The 20464-nt window shown below is 59.3% G+C and carries 19 protein-coding genes and 1 pseudogene; 17 read left to right on the forward strand and 3 right to left on the reverse strand.

The genetic code is table 11. The features are described 5' to 3' along the window. Positions 1 to 61: 61 nt before the first annotated feature. The 7 genes from PXJ20_RS03970 (at position 62) to PXJ20_RS04000 (ending at position 7861) form a co-directional block, all read left to right on the forward strand. Positions 62 to 1549 (forward strand): hypothetical protein, encoded by a 1488-nt coding sequence (locus tag PXJ20_RS03970; protein ID WP_199545311.1) that lies wholly within the window; start codon positions 62 to 64, stop codon positions 1547 to 1549. A gap of 308 nt (positions 1550 to 1857) precedes the next feature. After that, positions 1858 to 3282, forward strand: coding sequence for a Shedu immune nuclease family protein (locus tag PXJ20_RS03975; protein ID WP_199545312.1), 1425 nt, complete (start codon positions 1858 to 1860; stop codon positions 3280 to 3282). A 245-nt stretch (positions 3283 to 3527) separates the two neighbouring features. Further along, entirely contained in the window at positions 3528 to 3740 is a 213-nt protein-coding gene (locus PXJ20_RS03980) for a hypothetical protein (protein ID WP_199545315.1), read from the forward strand. A gap of 423 nt (positions 3741 to 4163) precedes the next feature. Further along, positions 4164 to 4772, forward strand: coding sequence for a hypothetical protein (locus PXJ20_RS03985; RefSeq protein WP_199545314.1), 609 nt, complete (start codon positions 4164 to 4166; stop codon positions 4770 to 4772). Positions 4773 to 4917: 145 nt separating this feature from the next. Further along, positions 4918 to 6363, forward strand: a complete 1446-nt coding sequence (locus PXJ20_RS03990) for an IS1182 family transposase (protein ID WP_421030220.1) — start codon at positions 4918 to 4920, stop codon at positions 6361 to 6363. A 263-nt stretch (positions 6364 to 6626) separates the two neighbouring features. Next, positions 6627 to 7076, forward strand: a complete 450-nt coding sequence (locus PXJ20_RS03995) for a GNAT family N-acetyltransferase (protein ID WP_421030221.1) — start codon at positions 6627 to 6629, stop codon at positions 7074 to 7076. 251 nt (positions 7077 to 7327) lie between these two features. Further along, on the forward strand, positions 7328 to 7861 hold the full coding sequence (locus PXJ20_RS04000) for an RDD family protein (RefSeq protein WP_199545375.1): 534 nt from the start codon (positions 7328 to 7330) through the stop codon (positions 7859 to 7861). A 254-nt stretch (positions 7862 to 8115) separates the two neighbouring features. On the opposite strand, the gene PXJ20_RS04005 is transcribed toward PXJ20_RS04000, so the two are convergent. Next, positions 8116 to 8508 (reverse strand): hypothetical protein, encoded by a 393-nt coding sequence (locus PXJ20_RS04005; RefSeq protein WP_199545374.1) that lies wholly within the window; start codon positions 8506 to 8508, stop codon positions 8116 to 8118. A gap of 312 nt (positions 8509 to 8820) precedes the next feature. Between PXJ20_RS04005 and PXJ20_RS04010 the strand changes: the two genes are divergently transcribed. The 3 genes from PXJ20_RS04010 to PXJ20_RS04020 all read left to right on the forward strand — a co-directional run bounded on the left by PXJ20_RS04010 (position 8821) and on the right by PXJ20_RS04020 (position 10702). Continuing rightward, entirely contained in the window at positions 8821 to 9540 is a 720-nt protein-coding gene (locus PXJ20_RS04010; RefSeq protein ID WP_421030222.1) for a hypothetical protein, read from the forward strand. Between the two features lie 204 nt (positions 9541 to 9744). Further along, on the forward strand, positions 9745 to 10089 hold the full coding sequence (locus tag PXJ20_RS04015) for a hypothetical protein (RefSeq protein WP_199541773.1): 345 nt from the start codon (positions 9745 to 9747) through the stop codon (positions 10087 to 10089). A gap of 235 nt (positions 10090 to 10324) precedes the next feature. Beyond that, positions 10325 to 10702, forward strand: coding sequence for a DUF4304 domain-containing protein (locus PXJ20_RS04020; RefSeq protein WP_233411591.1), 378 nt, complete (start codon positions 10325 to 10327; stop codon positions 10700 to 10702). Positions 10703 to 11089: 387 nt separating this feature from the next. Here PXJ20_RS04020 and PXJ20_RS04025 read toward each other — a convergent pair. After that, a pseudogene (locus tag PXJ20_RS04025) lies at positions 11090 to 12028 on the reverse strand (YifB family Mg chelatase-like AAA ATPase); the annotation flags it as partial. 106 nt (positions 12029 to 12134) lie between these two features. Next, positions 12135 to 12389: an accessory factor UbiK family protein gene (locus PXJ20_RS04030; protein ID WP_017772582.1), complete on the reverse strand. Its 255-nt coding sequence runs from the start codon at positions 12387 to 12389 to the stop codon at positions 12135 to 12137. A 409-nt stretch (positions 12390 to 12798) separates the two neighbouring features. Here PXJ20_RS04030 and PXJ20_RS04035 point away from each other — a divergent pair, with 409 nt between their 5' ends. The 7 genes from PXJ20_RS04035 to ptsP all read left to right on the forward strand — a co-directional run bounded on the left by PXJ20_RS04035 (position 12799) and on the right by ptsP (position 20426). Continuing rightward, a complete protein-coding gene (locus PXJ20_RS04035) occupies positions 12799 to 13137 on the forward strand; it encodes a P-II family nitrogen regulator (protein ID WP_006048089.1) in 339 nt (112 codons plus the stop codon). A gap of 26 nt (positions 13138 to 13163) precedes the next feature. Next, positions 13164 to 14672 (forward strand): ammonium transporter, encoded by a 1509-nt coding sequence (locus PXJ20_RS04040; RefSeq protein WP_126877699.1) that lies wholly within the window; start codon positions 13164 to 13166, stop codon positions 14670 to 14672. Positions 14673 to 14944: 272 nt separating this feature from the next. After that, positions 14945 to 16234: a glutamate--cysteine ligase gene (gshA, locus tag PXJ20_RS04045; RefSeq protein ID WP_017772583.1), complete on the forward strand. Its 1290-nt coding sequence runs from the start codon at positions 14945 to 14947 to the stop codon at positions 16232 to 16234. Between the two features lie 169 nt (positions 16235 to 16403). Continuing rightward, the gene (gene gshB, locus PXJ20_RS04050; RefSeq protein ID WP_413212952.1) at positions 16404 to 17360 is read left to right on the forward strand and encodes a glutathione synthase; all 957 of its coding nucleotides are present in this window, start codon (positions 16404 to 16406) and stop codon (positions 17358 to 17360) included. 274 nt (positions 17361 to 17634) lie between these two features. After that, a complete protein-coding gene (locus tag PXJ20_RS04055) occupies positions 17635 to 18132 on the forward strand; it encodes a PTS sugar transporter subunit IIA (protein WP_421030223.1) in 498 nt (165 codons plus the stop codon). A 67-nt stretch (positions 18133 to 18199) separates the two neighbouring features. Next, complete coding sequence (locus PXJ20_RS04060; protein WP_017772586.1) at positions 18200 to 18469, forward strand: HPr family phosphocarrier protein; 270 nt, start codon at positions 18200 to 18202, stop codon at positions 18467 to 18469. A gap of 214 nt (positions 18470 to 18683) precedes the next feature. After that, a complete protein-coding gene (gene ptsP, locus PXJ20_RS04065) occupies positions 18684 to 20426 on the forward strand; it encodes a phosphoenolpyruvate--protein phosphotransferase (protein WP_017772587.1) in 1743 nt (580 codons plus the stop codon). The last annotated feature ends 38 nt before the right edge of the window (positions 20427 to 20464 follow it).

Genomic DNA, 20464 nt, shown 5'->3' on the forward strand with positions numbered 1-20464 from the left:
CAATTGAGCGATTTGAGGGCGTCTGCTAGGCTTGATGTCGCTTACCGAAACTAAATAACGTATGCCGCGTGATAACTTCAACAAGCCCGTTGTCGAGGAACTAGCTCGTCGCGTTGCCTTCACATGCTCGAATCCAGACTGCCGGAATCAAACGGTTGGCCCGAAAAGCATCCCTGAAGGTTTCGTTACTACAGGCGAAGCCGCCCACATCACAGCGGCAGCACCGGGCGGCCCGCGATACGACGCTGCGCTGACGTCAGCGGAACGGTCTTCATTCAAAAACGGTATCTGGCTTTGTCGCAATTGTGCCGCGCTCATCGACCGGGACGTCGACGGCTATCCCGTCGAAAAGCTGATGCAATGGAAAAAAACGGCCGAAGCGCGAGCTCTGTTAGGCATCAACAAGCCGCAGGCTATAAGCGATGCGGTGATGTCCCCGAGAATAGGCACTGCTATATCGGTGCGGGATGCCCTCTCATGCGCGGGTGCAACAATGACCGCCATTGCGAAGTCGCTCGAAGAGTTGGACCCGCGGTTTAGGGTGAGCGTTGAGCACGACGGCTCCGGCTCTTCGTTTACGTTCGAACCGGTCAACGGTCCGGTGAATGTCTCGATGACTCTTCATCACAGTGCCAAGACTCGGCAGCTTATGAGGCGGTTTTTTGAATACGGACAGTCCGTGACCCTTGAAGGCGATGGCATCACGTTCCGCGGGACGCCTTTGCTTGAAAGTCTGAATGGAGAAACGCGACACGTTTCCGTCTCCAATCCTTCCGGCCGTCATGCGGTTTTGCGGCTATCGGTCGGGTCCAAAAGGAAGGGTGAATTCGAGTTTCTTGACCAGAATCCGACGACGCTGACCTCGGGACGCAAAGGTTTTTCGTGCGAAGCGCAGCTATTCGGCGGCCACCTAGCGCTATCAGTGACCTCGGACGGCCAACGCTTCCACGTGCGCGTAACACCAAATTACGAGCGCTGGGTTGGACGGGGAATAAAGGTACTCCCCTATTTTGACCAACTATGGAAGCTGAACAATGTCATTCGTCAGGGCCGAGAGATTGACATTGTAGTCGAGGTCGATGGCCAAAGACTTGCGGCAGGTCGTGGCAAACTGCCGAAGGATTCGTCCGGCTATGGTCTATTGGACTTCGTTGAGGAAATGCGCCTGATTTTGCAACGTTCGGCAATCGACATTGCTCTGCCGCCGAAACCCGAAATCTCTGCGGACGATATTGAGCGCGTGCATGGTCTGGCAGGTTTTCGACACACCTCTGCAGGAAGCACCATGACCGCAACAGTCGAGCCTCAGACCGAACACGAAGTCGAATCGCTTCAGAAGTCAATCGCTGTGGGCCGCCCCACGACGATGCGTCTAACTCAACTACTTGGAGTTCATGCTTTTGGCGGACTACTGTCAGAGAAACAAATTGCCATCGACATCTCCGATGTCGTGATGACGGCTCGGCGCAAGAACATCAAGATTGGCCAAGCAGTGCCGATTAAGTTCCGAGCGACGCGGGAGAGCAAGGTCACTTATGTCGTCTCGTGAGAGGGAGTAGACCGATGGCGTTACATCTCGCGACCAGTGGAAATCCCCAGACGACGCGCCAGAGCGGGTAGGTAGCGCGCTAATGGCAGTGCCGTATCGATGACGCGAGTCTCGAGTGAAGACGTTGTGACGTCGCAGCCAAATAGGACGATTCGTTAACAAAGACTAGACGGAAAAGAAGAATGGCAAGAAGGCGATATGGAGCCGCGTTTAACGCGACCGAAGAGCAGGGGACGGAGCTCGTGCTCCAGAAACGGGACCAACGTAACTGGGAACTTAGGTACAGGCCAGCACCGAGGGCCATCGAGATGGCGCAACGGTGGAATATCGAATTCGTTCCTCCTCAAGATACGATTTTGCTCGCGATTGGCAATGTCGAAGAAGAGACCATCACAACATTTCCGTTGAATACCAATGCGGCGAGCTCTTATTTCCTGAAACCAAAATATGACCGACTGCGGGCCATCCAATTTGTTGGTTTTCGATCTACCTTCGAATGGCCCGGTTACGGAAACGAATATTCGGACGATGATAGTTTCGACAATGCGGACGACAGCGACGGCGAGGAGGACAGCATGGACGAAGTCACTAGTGCCGACGTCGATTTGTCTTGGCCGCGGGACGTAGATGACGTCAAGGAATTTTTTCGGGATCTTCCGTCGGGCTTTGTCAGGGACCCGTGTTTCGGTCTCGGGTTGAACTATGACCTTCGTTTCATCACGGATACGGTTGAACGGATTAAAGGCATGGATACGCTCAGTATATTCAAGGGGCGTGGCGATTCGCCTACGCTCAACGGTTCCACGTATTCGATTTCAGCCCGGTCGCTCGATGAAGTCCGCAAAGCTATCAACAGAACTCACGAAGCTGCTCTCAATTTCGCTAACTCGGAGAAATCTGCTTATGCGAACAATTCGCTGCTTCACGCGCTGGATGGTAGCAAATACCCGTTGATGAACCCAGCGTATCGGAAGGACTCAATTGTTCGCGCGCTTGGCTCGGCACCCCGAGAGGGCGTTCAATTGTCTGCTGCGGACCAGCAAGTAGTCGTGGCAACTATGAAGAGCCACGCAAGGCAACTTAGCAGGTCCAAAACGCAGGAGATGATGGAGCTATCGAACGAAATCGAGCTAGTAACACTGGAGGTTCTGGTTCAACGCCTGAAGGATATGCTTGATAAGCGGAAGAATGAGCATGACTGGCAGCGGTTCTTCAACGATAATCCATTCATTCTGAGGCTTGCGTTCGGATTCCCGGTATTAAAAATGGGCGACCAGTTCTCCGTGGGTGGACGCAAGTTCGATGGGACAGGAGACAAGATTGCTGACTTCGCTGTGAAAGCGGTCGCGACGGGAAATCTCGGCTTGATTGAAATCAAGACGCCGCACACGGAATTGCTCTCAAAGAAAGTTGCGTATCGGCGCGACGTGTTCGCGCCGTCGTGGGACCTTTCTGGGGCGGTGAGTCAAGTTCTTGATCAAGCAAATCACCTCAATAGGAATCTTGCCAGTCTTAAGGAAAATTCCGAGGACTATTCCGTAGAGGCGTTTGCGATTAATGCGGTAGTCATCGCGGGTCGAAGTCCTGCGGAGCGGGCAGAACGCAAATCGTTCGAGTTTTATCGAAATAGCCTGCGGTCCGTTGTCATCCTCACCTTCGACGAACTGGTGCAAAAACTGGAACAGTTGCTACAGGCACTCCGACCGACCAGTGAGACACACGCCACACATTGAGTTCGGCATTCCGCGGCGGCAATGAGGCTGCCTCCGGCTTTCCGACTTGAGGATAAGTCGGGAAATTAGAGCGTCAAGCAGTATGACCGGCGGTCAGCGACAACTATCCGGTGCCCAAGGAGCAAGCGAAGCGCGCTGGCTGCCAACGAGCAGGGAAGACTGTTGACACTCTCTCCGGGAATCTGCATGCCTCCAACGGTGGGTATCCGTGGACGGTGGTGCGAGTAAGCCGGCGGGCCGAATACATGAAATCCTTTGAGCAAGCGAGCGTGCACGGGGAAATCCGCCCGCTGGCAAAGTTCCTTGCGGCCATGAACGGCCAGTCGACGTCGGCGCCGAAATTGCCGACAATCTACGCCTTCGGCATCGTATCGTGCCAATTCTTATTGGTTGCGGTTCAACAACAACCGCCCGCGTCCGGGGAGGTGAAGGAGCTATGGAAGCGAGTTTTCGCCTGATAGTGCTACAGGCCGAGGCTGACCTGCGAGCACTCTCTCGGCAACACGTGAAAGATTGCATCGTAACGGCACTTGAACCAAACCAGAGATGGTTTCTGATTCAAACAAAGACAGACGCGGAGCGTGATCTGCTGGCCGGAAACGAAACACTCTTGAAGGAGTTTAAGGACGTGTTTCGAGTCCGCGGATGCTCTGATGCTCTCGTCGATGGCCTCGCGTTTACTTTTGAGTCGCAGGAAACTGTTGACCGGCAATATGCCGGCAGCTGGTATTGGGCATTAAAGTAGCTGGTAGGATCGATGCCTGCCGCCGGCGCGTCGTAAGCGGCGAGGCGGTATCGTCGGTCGGGGCGCGGCCGGAAGCGGACAGCCGACTTCAGCTTCTCTATCGTTGACAATCAGCGCTTTGTAGTGGCAGCTTTTGATGAAATTGATTTTCCAGGTCTGCATTCGACAAGTAGAACACATGGACAAGAGCGCGCAGAATCGATTTCCGAATATCACACATGGAGACCGTTTTTCTCGGATGCATCTTTATGTTTGGCTGGCTTTCGGCGCACTGATATACTGCTCCGACCAGCTAGACAGGTGGCTGAATCTTTCGTATTTTTTGATACCAGTAATTCTCTTGCCAGCCTTGGTAGTTGCCATCGTTTGGCTCGTTGGTTTTGCCAGGAATTTGTGGGATCGGCGCTGGAGGTCGCTCGTTTCAGTTGTCCTCGCTCCGGTGGTAACTGTCACGATCTTTGGCTCATTACTGAGGCTGCGAATCGATCCTGACTGGATTCATTTTCAACTCACGCGAGCAACGTATTTACGACTGGTGCATGAGAGTGAGGGAGCCTCGCCAAAACACCGTCAATGGGATTGGGGCGATACCGGAGCGGTAACCGGACCGAACATTTTCCATACACTTGTCTTTGACGAGGCGGATAAACCACTTTCAGGAAATCCTCCAGCTGACGAACAGGGCCCGTCTATTTCCGTGCGTCCTATGGGGCACCATTTTTTCCTGGTCACGGAGGTCTTCTGAGGGCACCACGCCAGACACACGCTCGCGCGAAGTGCGCGAAACGAATGACCGCTTCCAGGTATGCGGAATGTCCGCTTTGGGTCCAGCCTGTGTGAAAACGCATTGATCTCCTAAACTGAATCAACGCACGGAGATCGGGTGACTCATGAAGCGATTCGTTGAAGGCGATGACCGCAAGCAGGTCGCACTACTTCCCGAATGCGTCGATGACTATATCGGACACGACAACCCGGTGAGAATCATCGACGTTTTCGTCGACGAACTGGACCTTGCGGAGCTCGGTTTCAGCGGCGCCACTCCAGCGCTCACGGGTCGCCCGTCCTACCACCCGGGCGTGATGCTCAAGGTCTATATCTACGGGTATCTGAACCGGGTACCCTCCAGCCGGCGTCTTGAGCGCGAATGCCAGCGTAACGTCGAGATGATGTGGCTGACAGGTCGTCTGGCGCCGGACTTCAAGACGATTGCAGATTTTCGACGCGCCAACGGTGCGGCCATTCGCAATGTATGCCGGCGTTTCGTCGAAGTGTGCCGGCGACTGAAGCTGCTGTCCGGTGACATGGTGGCGATTGATGGCAGCAAGTTCAAGGCGGTGAACAACCGTGACAGGAACTACACTGCGGGCAAGATCGACAGGCGTCAGCAGCAGATTGAGGAAAGCATTCAGCGCTATCTCGATGCGATTGAAACCGCTGACCGGATCAGTCCGACAGGTTTCGATGTGAAGACCATGCACCTGTACGAGAAGATTGTCCGCCTGCGGCAGCAGATGCGTGAACTCGCGCAGATAAAAAAGCAGCTGAAGAAGCAACGGGACAGGCAGCTGTCGCTTACTGATCCCGACGCACGCTCCATGGCAACCAGTGGCAAAGGCTCGGGCATGGTGGGATACAACGTGCAGGCTGTCGTGGATGCCAAGCATCACCTGATCGTCGAACACGACGTAACCAATATCGGAAACGATCACGGACAACTCAGCAGGATGGCAATGTCGGCGAGCAAGGCGATGGGCAAACCGACTCTGAAGGTGTTGGCTGACCGGGGCTACTTCAGCGGTCCGGAGATCCGCGAGTGCGAGATGGCCGGCATCAAGGCGTATGTCCCCAAACCTCTCACGTCGGCATCCAGGAAGAAAGGCCTGTTTACGAAACGGGACTTCATCTACATCGCTAAAGGCGATGTCTATCGGTGCCCTGCCGGCGAGCGCGCGATTCATCGATTCACGACGGTTGAGCATGACATGAATCTGCGGGTGTACTGGCCCAGCGCCTGTCCTCAATGCCATCTCAAGGAGCGATGTTCGCCCGCCGACTATCGCCGCATCCGACGATGGGAGCATGAACATATCCTGGAAGCCATGCAGCGCCGGCTGGACCGGAAACCTGATGCAATGACCATCCGCAGAAGTACCGTCGAGCACGTCTTCGGCACACTCAAGTACTGGATGGGTTACACGCACTTCCTGACCCGAACGCTTGGGCGGGTGAGCACCGAAATGAGCCTCCAGGTGCTGGCCTACAACCTCAAGCGCGTCATGAATATACTTGGGGTTGAGCGGATGGCGAAGGCCATGGGGATGGCAGGAAGCTGAGGCTCGGAAGAGCCTTTTTATGATCAGCGATGCCGGCACGACCGTCAGGCTACAAAGCCCGGTCGACCACGACAAAGTCGCGAACCTCAACGCGCAAAATTGGTTTCCACACGACCTGGGTCGGTTTATGCCTTTTGCATCCAACGCACGGCAGAATAGATCGCCGTGCACGGGCATAGGACTCTGGTCGGCCAACATGAGACCGTCGACAGCGTTGGCAAGATCGCCAACAATCGACCTCCGCAAAGCAAGATACTCGACGAATGGAACCTGAAATCACCTTGCGAGATGCGTCCGCCGCAGACGAGCCTTTTCTGCTGCGACTTCGAAAGCTAACGATGACCGAGCACCTTCTAAATGCCGGCGTTCCAACCGACGACGAGACTCACATGCAGCGGGTCAGGTCCAACTTTGAAGACGCAAAGGTGATTCAAGCTGGCAAAGACGATATCGGCCTTCTCAAGCTCAGCCGCGCTGATGCGGAATGGCACGTGCATCAGCTACAAATCATTCCCGATTATCAGGGTCGCGGGGTTGGGAACGCCGTCTTGCGCCGCGTGTTGGCGGAAGCGGAGCGTGCGAATGTAGCCGTCTCGTTGAGCGTTATCCACGGCAATCCCGCTCGCCGCCTCTACGAGCGACTTGGCTTCGCATGCGTCGGGGAGACGTCCAGGGATCTGAAAATGCGTTGGCGTCCAGCGACGATTGCGTGATGTTGTGGTGAAGACGCGACGCATGCACACGCACGCCTCTTCCAACGAGCGCTCGACGCATGAGGCAGGGAGCGGCTAGTTTCAGCCGCTCGACGGACGACCTCACTTCGAGTAAAAAGTACAAGCCGAACCGTCCCGGGCGTTGTGGCGATCGAAGTTCCTTAGTGGGTTGTATTATCACGACATGCTATGCAGAATCGTTGGGTGAGTAAGTAAAGATTGCGAAAATTGTGAGTACATAAGGGAGGTATATGACATACGCGGGATTTTGGCGTCGGTTCGGTGCATATTGGGCTGACTTCGTTGTCTTGATACCGTTGATGGCCATTGGCTACTATGGCTCGCAATATTCTCGCTTATTTCAGCTTTACTGGCTGCTTCCTGGGACGGTATTTGGGATTTGGTTTAATGTTTATTTGGTAACCCGCTACGGCGGCACACCCGGCAAGCTTTTCCTTCACACGAAGATTGTCATGACCGATGGCTCACCTGTCACCCGACGAGCAGCCTTCTATCGCTATTCAGTGCTACTGCTTCTTTCTCTCGCATCGTCCATAGCCATGTGTTATGCATCACTAGGCGTAACGAGCGAACAATATTTCTCATTAAATTACACGCAACGTAGCATCGCTCTGGTTGCACACGCACCAAACTGGTATAAGGCCGTGAGCATTGCATTACAAATCTGGATTTGGAGCGAATTTATTACCCTGCTCTTCAATAAAAAGCGCAGAGCCATACATGATTTCATCGCGGGAACAGTAGTCATCAAAGCCGAGCCATGAGGCGCTGTGTGAAAATTACACGTGGGCATCGAACTTCTGAATGAGTCGGGCGACTGTTGCCCCAGAGCGTGCTCGCAATGTCAGGCCCCCTTGCTCTGCAGCGTGACAGGGATGCAGACTGACATAGATGATGCAGCAGGCTTCCACTCCTTCACGGCGTCGGGCCAGGGCTGGCCACTTTCGGTCAGTCGACGGCAGGGTCAAGAACGTCGATGATGCGCGGCGCAGGATTCCGGCGGCGGCTCGATTGCGTCTCAGGCTCGCAAGCTTGGCGCTAACCGCCAGTGAACAAAGGGAGGATACGGTGCGCCACCAAGGAACGCCAGAAATACTTCCACGACCTGATGGGCCACGAACCATTCATCGGAGCGCATCGGGATGTTGCCCGCTCGAAAGACGAGGATCGTGCCATCTGGGCGCACAGGCGAAGGCTTATCGTGGAACCCTCTCCATCGTTCTCCGCCGAATTCGAAGCGCTCGATCATGCAGCTCACTCCGCCGCCGGCCATCTGCACGTAGTTTCCTGCATCGTCAGTCAATGACGCATAAGACGACTTGCCGTAGCTTCGCAGTGACTTGATCTCACGAGCGATCTGTGTGTACGTAGGCGCGATGATGGCCGCTTTGCCCTCGATGTCGAGTCTCATTCGTTGTTCAATCTCTTTTCTTCTCGATCAAATCAAAATCATACCAACGCCCAAACCCAACAGCGAATGACCGCTACCGAGAAAGTCAATGGACCGTTCCGGGTCGTTTCATGCCCATTGCATGAGAGGCCGCCTCCGCGACGATCACCCCGCTCGGTCGTCGGGCGCTGGCCGGCCAGAACGGGAAATTCGAAACCCCACGTAGATTGTCGACAAGCGACCCGATTCGTGCTAGTAGTGCCAAGTTGCGGGAAGCGAAATTTGCGTGCAGTTACGTTTGAAGTCCTTGTGCCGGCCAGAAATCCAAGAACTATGAAAAATTTCAAAGCTCAACTTTACGAAATTTGTGACGAGGTTTCTTCGCAGTTTTCTGGTTGGAGCTTTGTGTCCGGACAGTTCAAAAATCGGACTTTGAAGCACACAGATTTAGTTATACATCCTGGGTTTGGCTTTGAGCACGGAACGACGCCTGTGCAACCAAGCGTGTGTATCGACAACAAACGCGCGCAAAAGTTGTGCAAGTACCTCTTTGGGGTAAACGCGTCTACCTCGATTGTCAATCTCCCGACCGTTTCACATCTGCTCCAGCACACACCAGAAGTACTGGGCCTAGGATTTTGGATTGTGCAGGATCGAGAGGAATTTCTATCGATTGGTCGGCCAAACCAGATCGCTCAGAGCAGAATATTGGATATTGCGCAGGCACGCCCGGCATTGATTGCTATGATCCAAGATGGAATTGCATTCATTGACAACCACTACGAACTTGGTAGTGAGGATGGTCTTTTGAAAGGCTTGCCAGCGAAGTATACGACGCGCCATATCAATTCGCCTTACGATCAGATGGAAAAATTCAAGGGAGTGATGGTTTGTATCGCTCATATTCTCTACGGGGATTTTGATTTTGTTGAGCGCTATCGAAGCTGCGATTTCAACACGCTGTTTCCCAAGCGCACGGACGATCTCGATAAGATCATTGCAAAATTGCCAGATTTCAAGAAGCGTTTCGCCGAGACTGGGGCAGTCATTTAGGGACTGTGAACTCCTCCTAACTGGGCCAGGAGTGTCCGTTATCGGGATTGCTCAGTGTCTTTTGAGGGTCGGGTCACGCCTTTTGCATCGCGCGCACGCCCGCGACGATCGCCGCGCACGGTCGTGGGGCTCTGGTCGGCCACTATGTACCGTTCGACACCCTGAGGTAGATTGTCGCCAGTTACTGTGCAAGGAGCACGACGCATGGATAGTAGGCTTGTGCCCGTTGAACCACTGTCGCAGGTTGCATTTATCCACGACTATTTCCAGCTCGTTTTTCAGGAAGAACGGTTCACCGTCTATAACAAGGCTGCGATTGAAGATGGAGAAAATGTCATCCGGCAAGGAAGCGTAGGCTTCTGTGACAAACTCGTTGAGTTCATAGGCCAGTCCGTGGTCGCTGTCACGAAAACAGATGCTTACGTGCTTTGCCTCCGCTTTTCAGGTGGCGCGACGTTTCGGGTCGAGGCAAACCATGATCCGTCGTGGCCAGAAGCCTTCGACTTCATCGGCAGAAGCCAGTTCTGGCACACCGAACTGAACCGCTGAGTCGCCCCGCTGAACGTCTGCTTTGAAGAAATGCGAGTGGCCGTAACGGGTCGAGTTATGCCTTTTGCATAAAAGGCCGCGCCCGTGCCGATCGCCGCACTTGGACATGGGGCGATGGTCGGCCAGTTTCGGCCGTTCGACATCGTCTCCTGAATCGCTAACAATCAAGGTTTCGAAAACAGGCGGTAACCTAGCCGCCTCGTTTTGACTGGACATGCCGATGAACCGTGACGAGATGGACCGCGCGCTAAAAGCGCGTTTTGTTCCCGCGCTTCGCCAACTAGGGTTCAAAGGTTCTTTGCCCCATTTTCGGCGGCAACGAGATGATCGAGTCGATCTGTTGACAGTGCAGTTCGATCGCCACGGCGGAGGGTTCGTTGTCGAGCTATCTCAATGCGGCCCGGAGGGCATCACAACCCACTGGGGAAAATTCATTTCCGCGAGCACCGTTACGGCGCACGATCTACACCCAAGTCAGCGTCATAGGCTCGGGTCGCTTGGGCCGAATATTGACCATTGGTTTAGATTCGACGACGGCACTCAGCCGATGGCAGTCGCTGACTTACTATGTGCTCACATCGATGAAGCTGAGCGTTGGTGGGCTAGCCGCTAACCTAGCCTTCGAGGCGGTCAGGACTCTTCGGCCGCCTGCTGTCGGGTACCGGGCGGCGATCTTCGGAAGAGATGGCGCAGTGGTCAGTGGAGCGCGCATGAAGTGCGACCACGCCCCCGCGCGCATGTAAGTAGGGTGCTTCGCACCGGCAATACCGGCATCGGTCTGGCCGGCTGAGCCTGCCGGCAGACGTGGCGTGCCCGGCGATGGCACGAGGGCGAGCCGGCTAGCGGCGATCAGGCAACGGCGGTTGCTCAACGGAGCAGTAGTAACTGAGCGATGTCGTCGGCTCGCGACCGCTTAGTATGATCTCCCCCTGCACCCCCTCTGACTTCGCCATAGATATGTAACCTAACGACAGACAAAGCCACAACACCTAACGACACGTTCATCGAGGAAGAGCACGCCGAGGTGCGCGAGCGTAATTTCGCCGGGCTGCGGTGGATTGCGTCCTCCCACGAGCGCTGCCGCGCTCGACGAGTGATGTGGTGCGCGAAACGGGCGCTGCCGCCATTGCTGCGGCGAGAAGCCGACCATGCTCGACGACATGAGGGCGGCCGAACTGAGCGCTTCTTCGTCCGTCATGGGCGGCAGGAGTCCCGGCAAGCGTGCGGCCAGCATCGATTTGCCGGCCCCCGGCGGCCCGATCATCAACATATGGTGGCCGCCCGCAGCGGCCACTTCGAGCGCGCGTCGCGCGCCCCGCTGGCCGATCACGTCGGCCATGTCGGGTACGGCGCGGCAAGGCGTATCGGGCAGCGTCGGCGTATCGACGGGGGAAAGGCGGGCGTCGGCCGCTCCAGCCAGGTGTGCGCAGAGCGACGGCAGGTCCGCGGCTCCGAATACTGCGACGCCCGGTACGAGGGCGGCTTCGGCCGCGTTTGCCGCAGGCAGGTAGAGTTCGGGCGTCCGGCCCTCGGCATTGGCGCTGCCGCGCGCGGTGCCGCATGCCATCGCGAACGCGCCGCGCATGGGCCTCAGCGCGCCGGTAAGCGAGAGTTCCCCGGCGAATTCGCGCCCGGCCAGCGATTCCCCAGGAATCTGACCGCTCGCCGCCAGAATGCCGAGCGCGACGGGCAAGTCGAAGCGCCCCGATTCCTTGGGCAGGTCGGCGGGAGCCAGGTTGACGGTGATCCGGCGGACCGGAAAGTCGAAACCGCAGTTTTGAAGCGCGGCGCGAACACGCTCGCGGCTTTCGCGGACTTCGAGGTCGGGCAGGCCGACCATGGAGAACGAGGGTAATCCGTTGGCGAGGTGAACCTCGACCGTGACTTCGGGCGCGCGGCCAGCAGCCGGCGCGCGGCTGCGCACCACGGCAAGCGACATGTTTTCCTCCCGGTGAAGCAGCCCGGCGGCGGACGCCCGGGCTACCTCGAAACGCTGATGACTCTACGGCTCGCTTGCCGTGGCTCGGGTCTCGACTCGCGAGACCTTACGAGGACTGTGCCGTAGCGAGCTTCTGCTCGAGTTCGGCGACGCGCCGCTCCAGTTCTTCGAGCCGCGAGCGCGTGCGCACGAGCACCTGAGTCTGCGTATCGAATTCCTCGCGCGTGACGAGGTCGAGCTTCGAGAAGCCCTGCGAGAGCATTGCCTTGACGTTGCGCTCCATGTCCTTCGCGGGCGAGTTCTTCAGCAACTCCCCAATACGTGCCTGCAGATCGTTGAAGACGTCGTTCGGCTGTTTCATTTCAAACCCCTTTCTGCACAGAGACTGTGCAAGTTTCGTTGTGACTGTGCTGAGCGGCGCGCAATGAACAATTTTGGTGCGTGAAACACGAGTCACCTCACATTCATGGGCGCCTTTGGTGCGGGCGCTGCCCGGCCAACCGTGCGGACACTCTAGCAACGATCGCGTCGTGGCGCCACCCAGCGCGGCCCACGTTAGCCGTCAGGCCAGGGGCCTTGTTGCGGCGGGCGCAGAGGTGCGTTGGCCATGCGGCTATGCAAATTGGCATGGGAGTTGCTGTTACTGCCCCGCGCACCGAAAGCCGGCTCGCCGGCGGTGCATCGACGCGGTTGGGGAGTACCGCATGTCGACGGACAGGGCACGAAAAACGGGTTACGCAAAGGGTTACGCAACTTCAGCGAGGATTTCAATGAAACTCATTACCGCAATCATCAAGCCGTTCAAGCTCGATGAGGCGCGCGAAGCCTTGTCGGCCATCGGCGTCTCCGGGATCACGGTCACGGAAGTGAAGGGCTTCGGACGGCAGAAGGGGCACACGGAGCTTTATCGCGGCGCCGAATACGTCGTGGACTTTCTGCCCAAGGTGAAGATCGAGGCGGCAGTTTCCGACGACATCGTCGACCAGGCGATCGAGGCGCTGGAGCGTGCCGCGCGTACGGGCAAGATCGGCGACGGCAAGATCTTCGTCACGCCGATCGAACAAGTGATCCGGATCCGCACCGGCGAAACGGGCGCGGACGCCCTGTAAGAATACAGAGACAAGAGGAAACGAAGATGCGCAAAGTATTGATGTCATTGTTCATGGCCGGCTCGCTGCTGGCGGGCGGTATCGGCGCTGCACTGGCCGATGACGCGTCCGCGCCGGCGGCCGCTTCCGCTGCTGCATCGGAGCCGGCCGCAAGTGCCGCGCCCGACGCATCGGCGGCGGCTCCGGCGTCGGCACCTGCTGCAGACGCATCCGCAGCACCGGCGGCCAGCGCCGCCGCAGCACCCGACGCGTCGGCCGCTTCGGCCGCCGCTGCGGCTCCGGCCGCGCCCACCGCGCCGTTCTCGGTCGATTCGTCGAAGATCAATTCCGGCGACACCGCGTGGATGCTGACCTCCACCGCGCTCGTGCTGTTCATGACGATTCCGGGTCTCGCGCTCTTCTACGGCGGCATGGTCCGCAAGAAGAACGTGCTCGCGACGATCATGCAGAGCTTCGCGATCACCTGCCTCATCACGGTGATCTGGACGGTGATCGGCTACAGCCTCGCGTTCACGCCGGGCAACTCGTTCATCGGCGGCTTCTCGCGCGTCTTCCTCGCCGGCATGAACTACATCAAGGGCGACAAGGCGACGACGCTCACGGTGAGCCACCTCGCGACCACCATCCCGGAGACGGTCTACTTCGTCTACCAGATGACGTTCGCGATCATCACCCCGGCGCTCATCACCGGCGCGTTCGCGGACCGCATGAAGTTCTCGGCGATGCTCGTGTTCATGGCGCTGTGGTCGATCCTCGTCTACTCGCCGATCGCGCACATGGTCTGGGAACCGACCGGCTGGCTCGCATCGGCAGGCATTCTGGACTTCGCAGGCGGCACGGTGGTGCATATCAACGCCGGTATCGCCGGTCTCGTGTGTGCGCTCGTGCTGGGCAAGCGCGTGGGCTATGGCCGCGACGTGATGGCTCCGCACAACCTGACGCTGACGCTGATGGGTGCCGCGATGTTGTGGGTGGGCTGGTTCGGCTTCAACGCGGGTTCGGCAGTGGCGGCGGATGGCCGTGCCGGTTTCGCAATGCTCACGACGCAAGTGGCGACGGCATTCGCCGCGCTGGGCTGGATGTTTGCCGAGTGGATCGCCAAGGGCAAGCCCTCGGCGCTGGGTATCGCGTCGGGCGCCGTGGCGGGTCTGGTGGCTGTTACGCCGGCCTCGGGCTTCGTGGGTGTGGGCGGTGCGATCGTGATCGGCATCGCGGCTGGCGTGATCTGCTTCTGGTCGGCCACGTGGCTCAAGGGCAAGTTCGGCTATGACGACTCGCTCGACTGCTTCGGCGTGCACGGCGTGGGCGGTATCGTCGGCGCAATCCTGACCGGCGTGTTCGCGGTCAAGGACATCGGCGGCGCCGACGGCAGCGTGGTTCTGCAGCTCAAGGGCGTGCTCACCACCGTGATCTACAGCGGCGTGCTGAGCTTCATCCTGCTGAAGGTGATCGACATGGTGATCGGCCTGCGCGTCACGGAAGAAGAAGAGCGCGAAGGTCTTGACGTGGTGCTGCACGGCGAGCACGTCGAATAAACAGATTCGGGGCGGCCGCCCGGCCGCCCTCACGGAGTAACAAGCGCAGCGACTTTGGCCCGCCTTATGGCGGGCTTTTTTCTGCCTGCGCGTTTTTGCTCTTCGCTTCGGGATGCAGGCAATGAGGCGCCGCGCGCCTGCTTCCTTCCCCCTTCTGCCTATCAGGGCTATAGCCACAATGCATGCGCCCCCCGCTTGCCAACGGAGAAAGCGGCCCCAAATGCACAAGGCATTTGCTCTACAATCTTTTTTCTCCCGTCAGCGAGTGATCAATGGTTCCGCATCTAGTTACGGCGTTAAACGGCCCGCTGCTCGATCTCGAGCGGAAGATCCTCGACGCCACGCCGGCGATCGAACGCTGGTTCCGGCTCGAATGGCAGGAGCACACGCCGCCGTTCTACTGTTCGGTCGATCTGCGCAACGCGGGCTTCAAGCTCGCGCCGGTCGACACCAACCTCTTTCCGGGCGCCTTCAACTGCCTGCCGCAGGAAGTGCTGCCGCTTGCCGTGCAGGCCGCCATGGCGGCCATCGAAAAGATCTGTCCGGACGCGAAAAACCTGCTCGTGATTCCGGAGCGCCACACGCGCAACGCGTTTTATCTGGAGAATGTGGCGCGGCTCGCCACCATCATGCGCCAGGCGGGACTCAACGTCCGCTTCGGCACGCTCGACGAAACCATTGCCGGCCCCGTCACGATCACGCTGTCTGACGGCCAGAAGATCGTGCTGGAGCCGCTCGAGCGCACGCCGCGGCGGCTGGGGCTGAAGAACTTCGATCCGTGCTCGATCCTGCTCAACAACGATCTCTCCGGCGGCATTCCGCCCGTGCTCGAAAACCTGCATGAGCAGTATCTGCTGCCGCCGCTGCACGCCGCGTGGGCGGTGCGCCGCAAGTCGACCCACTTCTCGTGCTACGACGACGTGGCCAAGAAGTTCGCGAAGATGGTCGAGATCGATCCGTGGATGATCAACCCGTACTTCGCGCACGTCACGGGCGTGGATTTCGAACTCCGCACGGGCGAAGAAGCGCTGGCCGATGCGATCGACGGCGTGCTCAAGAAGATCGCGCGCAAGTACCGCGAGTACGGCATCTCCGAGCGCCCTTACGTGGTGATCAAGTCCGACGCGGGCACCTACGGCATGGGCGTGATGACGGTTCACGACGCCTCGGAGGTCGCGGCGCTTTCCAAGCGCGAGCGCACCAAGATGGCGGCGACGAAGGAAGGGCTGGAAGTGCACGACGTGATCGTGCAGGAAGGCGTCTACACCTTCGAGCACGTGGGCGACGAGGTGGCCGAGCCCGTGGTCTACATGATCGACCGGTATGTGGTGGGCGGTTTCTACCGTGCGCACGGCAGCCGTGAGCGCGACCAGAACCTCAACGCGCCGGGTATGCACTTCGTGCCGCTCGGTTTCGAACACACCGCGCTGCCCGACGCCCATGCGAAGCCGGGCGCGGCGCCGCCGAACCGCTTCTACATGTACGGCGTGGTGGCGCGGCTGGGGCTGCTCGCCGCGTCGGTGGAACTCGAGAAGACCGACCCGGAAGCCATTCAGGTGTAGCGCGAGGCGCGTCGCCGAGTTTGGGCGGCACGGCCGACGGCGCTCCTCACGGTCAACGCAAGTGAGGCGCCGCGCCACCGCGCCGCGGCCGCATGCTGGCGAGGTGCGCAGCGCGGCTGTCTGGCGCGGTACCGGGCGCCGCAGCGCCCATCAAAACATCAGGGAATTCATGAACATCCTTTTTATCGCCGACCCGCTGGACCGCTTCAAGATCTACAAGGATTCGACCTACGCGATGATGGCCGAGGCGGCGCGCCGTGGCCACACGCTCTACGCGTGCGAACCGAAGCACCTGGGCTGGGCGATGGGCGCTGTCGAGGCGACGGTGCGACGCTTTCAGATCATCGGCGACGGCGAGGACTTGCATCGTCATCCGTGGTACGCCGCTGAGGCGCCCGTGGCGCGTGAACTCACCGGCTTCGACGCCATTCTGATGCGCAAAGACCCGCCGTTCGACATGGAGTACGTCACGTCGACGTGGCTACTCGAAATCGCCGAGCGAGCCGGTGCGCGTGTGTTCAACCGGCCGCAGGCGATTCGTGATCACTCGGAGAAACTGGCGATCGGCGAATTTCCGCAGTTCGTGGCGCCGACGCTGGTGACGCGCGACGCGGACCGGTTGCGCGCGTTCCACGCCGAGCACGGCGACGTGATCCTGAAGCCGCTCGACGGCATGGGTGGCATGGGCGTATTTCGCGTGAAGCCGGATGGCATGAACCTGGGCTCCATTATCGAAATGCTGAGCCACGATGGCGCGCGTTCGGTGATGGCGCAGAAGTTCATCCCCGAAATCAAGGACGGCGACAAGCGCATTCTGCTGATCGGCGGCGAGCCCGTGCCGTATTCGCTCGCGCGCATCCCGCAAGGCAACGAGGTGCGCGGCAATCTCGCCGCGGGCGGGCTGGGCCGCGCGCAGCCGCTTACGGCGCGCGACCGCGAGATCGCCGGGACGCTGGCCCCGGTGCTTGCCGCGCGCGGGCTGTTGCTCGTGGGACTGGATGCCATCGGCGACTGGCTCACCGAGGTCAACGTGACGAGTCCTACGTGCTTTCGCGAAATCATGGAGCAGACGGGTTTCGATGTGGCCGCCATGTTCATCGACGCGCTGGAGCGTGTGGTCGCCTGAGCGCGGCCGCCCTGCGCGATACGGCGCAGGGCGGATGCGATGCAGGTGCGAGCCAGGAGCCAGGGCGGGCAGATGTTTGTTCAAAGAGCGAAAATGACCCTGCTACAATGCGCGCTCGCGCGGCGGGACAGTGGAAAAAACGCTGTCTATACAAAGGCTTTCAAACAGCCGACCGCGTGGTCCGACCCTTGCATCTCATGCGGATGCGAAGCTGAAAGGTCGGAGGTTTCGGTCCGGGCCGCGCTCCAGGGCCGTTATTTGCAGCAAGGCTGATATGGCAGGCATTCTGATCATCGCGCATGCTCCGTTCGCTACCGCGCTTCGCGAGTGTGTTGCTCACATTTACGGCGGGTTGCCCGCACGCATCGGTGTCATCGATGTGTTGCCGGACAGCGACCCCGCGCAGGTGGTGGCGCACGCCAACGCCGAGATCGACCGTCTCAGGGAAGAAAACGGCGCCCTTGTGCTGACCGACATGTTCGGCGCCACGCCGTCCAACATCGCGGCACGGCTTGCCACGCTCCCGCAGGTGCGGGTGCTGGCCGGCGTCAATCTGCCGATGCTCGTGCGCGCCGTCTGCTATCGAGCCACGCCGCTCGATACGCTCGTCGACAAGGCGCTCGCCGGTGCGACCAAAGGGGTTCAAGAGATCGTTCCTGGCGCGCCTGCGGTATCTGCTGCCGCAGCGGCTTCGGACTGTCTGACCGAAGCGGCCGTCACGCCCTGTGCGGCGCTGCCGAATAACGAGACTGTGAAGCCGGCTGGAGCGTAACGAAGCATAGACGAGCGCCTGACTTCACTACCTGTCTGTCCTACCAACCAGCGTTTCGGACCCACCCATGCTGCAACAAGAAACCACCATCGTGAACAAGCTCGGCCTGCATGCTCGCGCTTCGGCCAAACTGACGCAACTTGCCGGCAACTTCCAGGCGGAGATCTGGATGAGTCGCAACGGCCGGCGCATCAACGCGAAGAGCATCATGGGGGTGATGATGCTGGCGGCGGGCATTGGCAGCCAGGTGCTGATCGAAACCGAAGGTCCGGACGAGCAGGACGCGATGGACGCACTGCTGAAACTGATCGCCGATAAATTCGGCGAAGGCCAGTAAGCGCGCGACGCAATCCCGATGCGTGAAAACGCCGCGGCTTGCCGCGGCGTTTTTTGTTTGGCATGCCGAAAGCGGCTTGCGTACGGCATCGCGGCGGGTGGCGACCATGCTGCGCCGCACACCATCGATACGCGTTACGGAATTTATAATCACTATCGGGGTCCGAGGCATTGCAGCGGTTTGCCGCGGCATCACACAACTAGAGGAGGTGCGCGTGTCGTTCACGCTGCATGGAATTCCCGTGTCACGCGGTATCGCCATCGGGCGGGCCTATCTCATCGCCCCGGCTGCACTCGACGTCGACCACTATCTGATCGAGCCTTCCCAGATCGAAGGGGAGGTCGAGCGCTTTCGTACGGCGCAGGGCACAGTCCACGAGGAACTGGAGGCGCTGCGCGCCGACCTGGCTGCGGACGCGCCCAGCGAAATGGGCGCCTTCCTCAACGTTCACACGATGATCCTGAACGACGCGATGCTCGTGCAGGAGACCATCGACCTCATCCGCACGCGTCGCTACAACGTGGAGTGGGCGCTGACTGAGCAGTTGGAACGTCTGTCGCGCCATTTCGACGACATCGAAGACGAGTACCTGCGCGAGCGCAAGGCCGACATCGAGCAGGTCGTGGAGCGCGTCTTGAAGGCGCTGGCCGGTGGTTCACAGTCGGCGCTGGATGGCGTGCACGGCAGCTGCGACGAGATGATCGTCGTGGCGCACGACATCGCGCCTGCGGACATGTTGCAGTTCAAGACGCAAACTTTCCAGGGCTTCGTCACCGACCTGGGCGGACGCACCTCGCATACGGCAATCGTGGCACGCAGCCTTGGCATTCCCGCTGCGGTGGGCGTGCAGCAGGCGAGCACGTTGATCCGCCAGGATGACCTCATCATCGTGGACGGCGATCACGGCATCGTGATCGTCGACCCGGCGCCCATCGTGCTGGAGGAGTACACGTACCGGCAGAGCGAAAAGGCGCTCGAGCGCAAGAAGCTGCAGCGGCTCAAGTTTTCGCCCACGCAAACGCTGTGCGGCACGAAGATCGAGCTGTGCGCGAACATCGAATTGCCCGAAGACGCGCGTGCGGCGCTCGAAGCCGGCGCAACGGGCGTGGGGCTCTTTCGCACCGAGTTCCTGTTCATGAATCACAAGGAACAACTGCCCGAGGAAGAAGAGCAGTTCGCGGCGTACCGCCACGCGGTCGAACTCATGAACGGCTTGCCGGTGACGATTCGCACCATCGACGTGGGCGCCGACAAACCGCTCGACGCGGCGGCCGAAAGCTACGAAACCGCGCCGAATCCTGCGCTGGGATTGCGCGCCATTCGCTGGAGCCTCTCCGAGCCGCAAATGTTCCTGACGCAGTTGCGCGCGATTCTGCGTGCGTCGGCATTCGGCTCGGTGAAAATTCTGATTCCGATGCTCGCGCACGCGCAGGAGATCGACCAGACGCTCGACCTGATCCGCGAAGCGAAGCGCCAACTCGACGATGCCGGCCTCGCCTACGATCCGAACGTGCGCGTGGGCGCGATGATCGAGATTCCCGCGGCCGCGATCGCGTTGCCGCTGTTCCTGAAGCGCCTCGATTTCCTCTCGATCGGCACCAACGACCTGATTCAGTACACGCTGGCCATCGACCGCGCGGACAACTCTGTCGCGCATCTCTACGATCCGCTGCATCCCGCGGTATTGCATCTGATCGCGTTCACGCTGCGCGAGGCGAAGCGGGCAGGCGTACCCGTTTCGGTGTGCGGAGAGATGGCCGGGGACCCGGCGTTGACGCGTCTGTTGCTGGGCATGGGGCTCACCGAGTTCTCGATGCATCCGAGTCAGCTGTTGGTCGTGAAGCAGGAAATTCTGCGCTCGCACCTGAAGACGCTCGAAAAGCCGGTGGCCGACGTGCTCGCCGCGTTCGAGCCGGAAGAAGTGCAGGCCGCGCTCAAGCGCGTGGCGCAAGCCTGATCGAAGGGCTACTCATGCGGCCGGCACGTGCACGCCGG

Origin of the sequence: Paraburkholderia sp. A1RI_3L, from assembly GCF_048957895.1 — a bacterium.
Classification (GTDB): Bacteria; Pseudomonadota; Gammaproteobacteria; order Burkholderiales; family Burkholderiaceae; genus Paraburkholderia; species Paraburkholderia kururiensis.

What these genes read in the sequence shown, in the direction of transcription:
- PXJ20_RS03970 (WP_199545311.1), top strand. Translation starts at nt 62, where the DNA reads ATGCCGCGTGATAACTTCAACAAGCCCGTTGTCGAGGAACTAGCTCGT.
- PXJ20_RS03975 (WP_199545312.1), top strand. Translation starts at nt 1,858, where the DNA reads ATGGCGCAACGGTGGAATATCGAATTCGTTCCTCCTCAAGATACGATT.
- PXJ20_RS03980 (WP_199545315.1), top strand. Translation starts at nt 3,528, where the DNA reads ATGAAATCCTTTGAGCAAGCGAGCGTGCACGGGGAAATCCGCCCGCTG.
- PXJ20_RS03985 (WP_199545314.1), top strand. Translation starts at nt 4,164, where the DNA reads ATGAAATTGATTTTCCAGGTCTGCATTCGACAAGTAGAACACATGGAC.
- PXJ20_RS03990 (WP_421030220.1), top strand. Translation starts at nt 4,918, where the DNA reads ATGAAGCGATTCGTTGAAGGCGATGACCGCAAGCAGGTCGCACTACTT.
- PXJ20_RS03995 (WP_421030221.1), top strand. Translation starts at nt 6,627, where the DNA reads ATGGAACCTGAAATCACCTTGCGAGATGCGTCCGCCGCAGACGAGCCT.
- PXJ20_RS04000 (WP_199545375.1), top strand. Translation starts at nt 7,328, where the DNA reads ATGACATACGCGGGATTTTGGCGTCGGTTCGGTGCATATTGGGCTGAC.
- PXJ20_RS04005 (WP_199545374.1), bottom strand. Translation starts at nt 8,508, where the DNA reads ATGAGACTCGACATCGAGGGCAAAGCGGCCATCATCGCGCCTACGTAC.
- PXJ20_RS04010 (WP_421030222.1), top strand. Translation starts at nt 8,821, where the DNA reads ATGAAAAATTTCAAAGCTCAACTTTACGAAATTTGTGACGAGGTTTCT.
- PXJ20_RS04015 (WP_199541773.1), top strand. Translation starts at nt 9,745, where the DNA reads ATGGATAGTAGGCTTGTGCCCGTTGAACCACTGTCGCAGGTTGCATTT.
- PXJ20_RS04020 (WP_233411591.1), top strand. Translation starts at nt 10,325, where the DNA reads ATGGACCGCGCGCTAAAAGCGCGTTTTGTTCCCGCGCTTCGCCAACTA.
- PXJ20_RS04030 (WP_017772582.1), bottom strand. Translation starts at nt 12,389, where the DNA reads ATGAAACAGCCGAACGACGTCTTCAACGATCTGCAGGCACGTATTGGG.
- PXJ20_RS04035 (WP_006048089.1), top strand. Translation starts at nt 12,799, where the DNA reads ATGAAACTCATTACCGCAATCATCAAGCCGTTCAAGCTCGATGAGGCG.
- PXJ20_RS04040 (WP_126877699.1), top strand. Translation starts at nt 13,164, where the DNA reads ATGCGCAAAGTATTGATGTCATTGTTCATGGCCGGCTCGCTGCTGGCG.
- gshA (WP_017772583.1), top strand. Translation starts at nt 14,945, where the DNA reads ATGGTTCCGCATCTAGTTACGGCGTTAAACGGCCCGCTGCTCGATCTC.
- gshB (WP_413212952.1), top strand. Translation starts at nt 16,404, where the DNA reads ATGAACATCCTTTTTATCGCCGACCCGCTGGACCGCTTCAAGATCTAC.
- PXJ20_RS04055 (WP_421030223.1), top strand. Translation starts at nt 17,635, where the DNA reads ATGGCAGGCATTCTGATCATCGCGCATGCTCCGTTCGCTACCGCGCTT.
- PXJ20_RS04060 (WP_017772586.1), top strand. Translation starts at nt 18,200, where the DNA reads ATGCTGCAACAAGAAACCACCATCGTGAACAAGCTCGGCCTGCATGCT.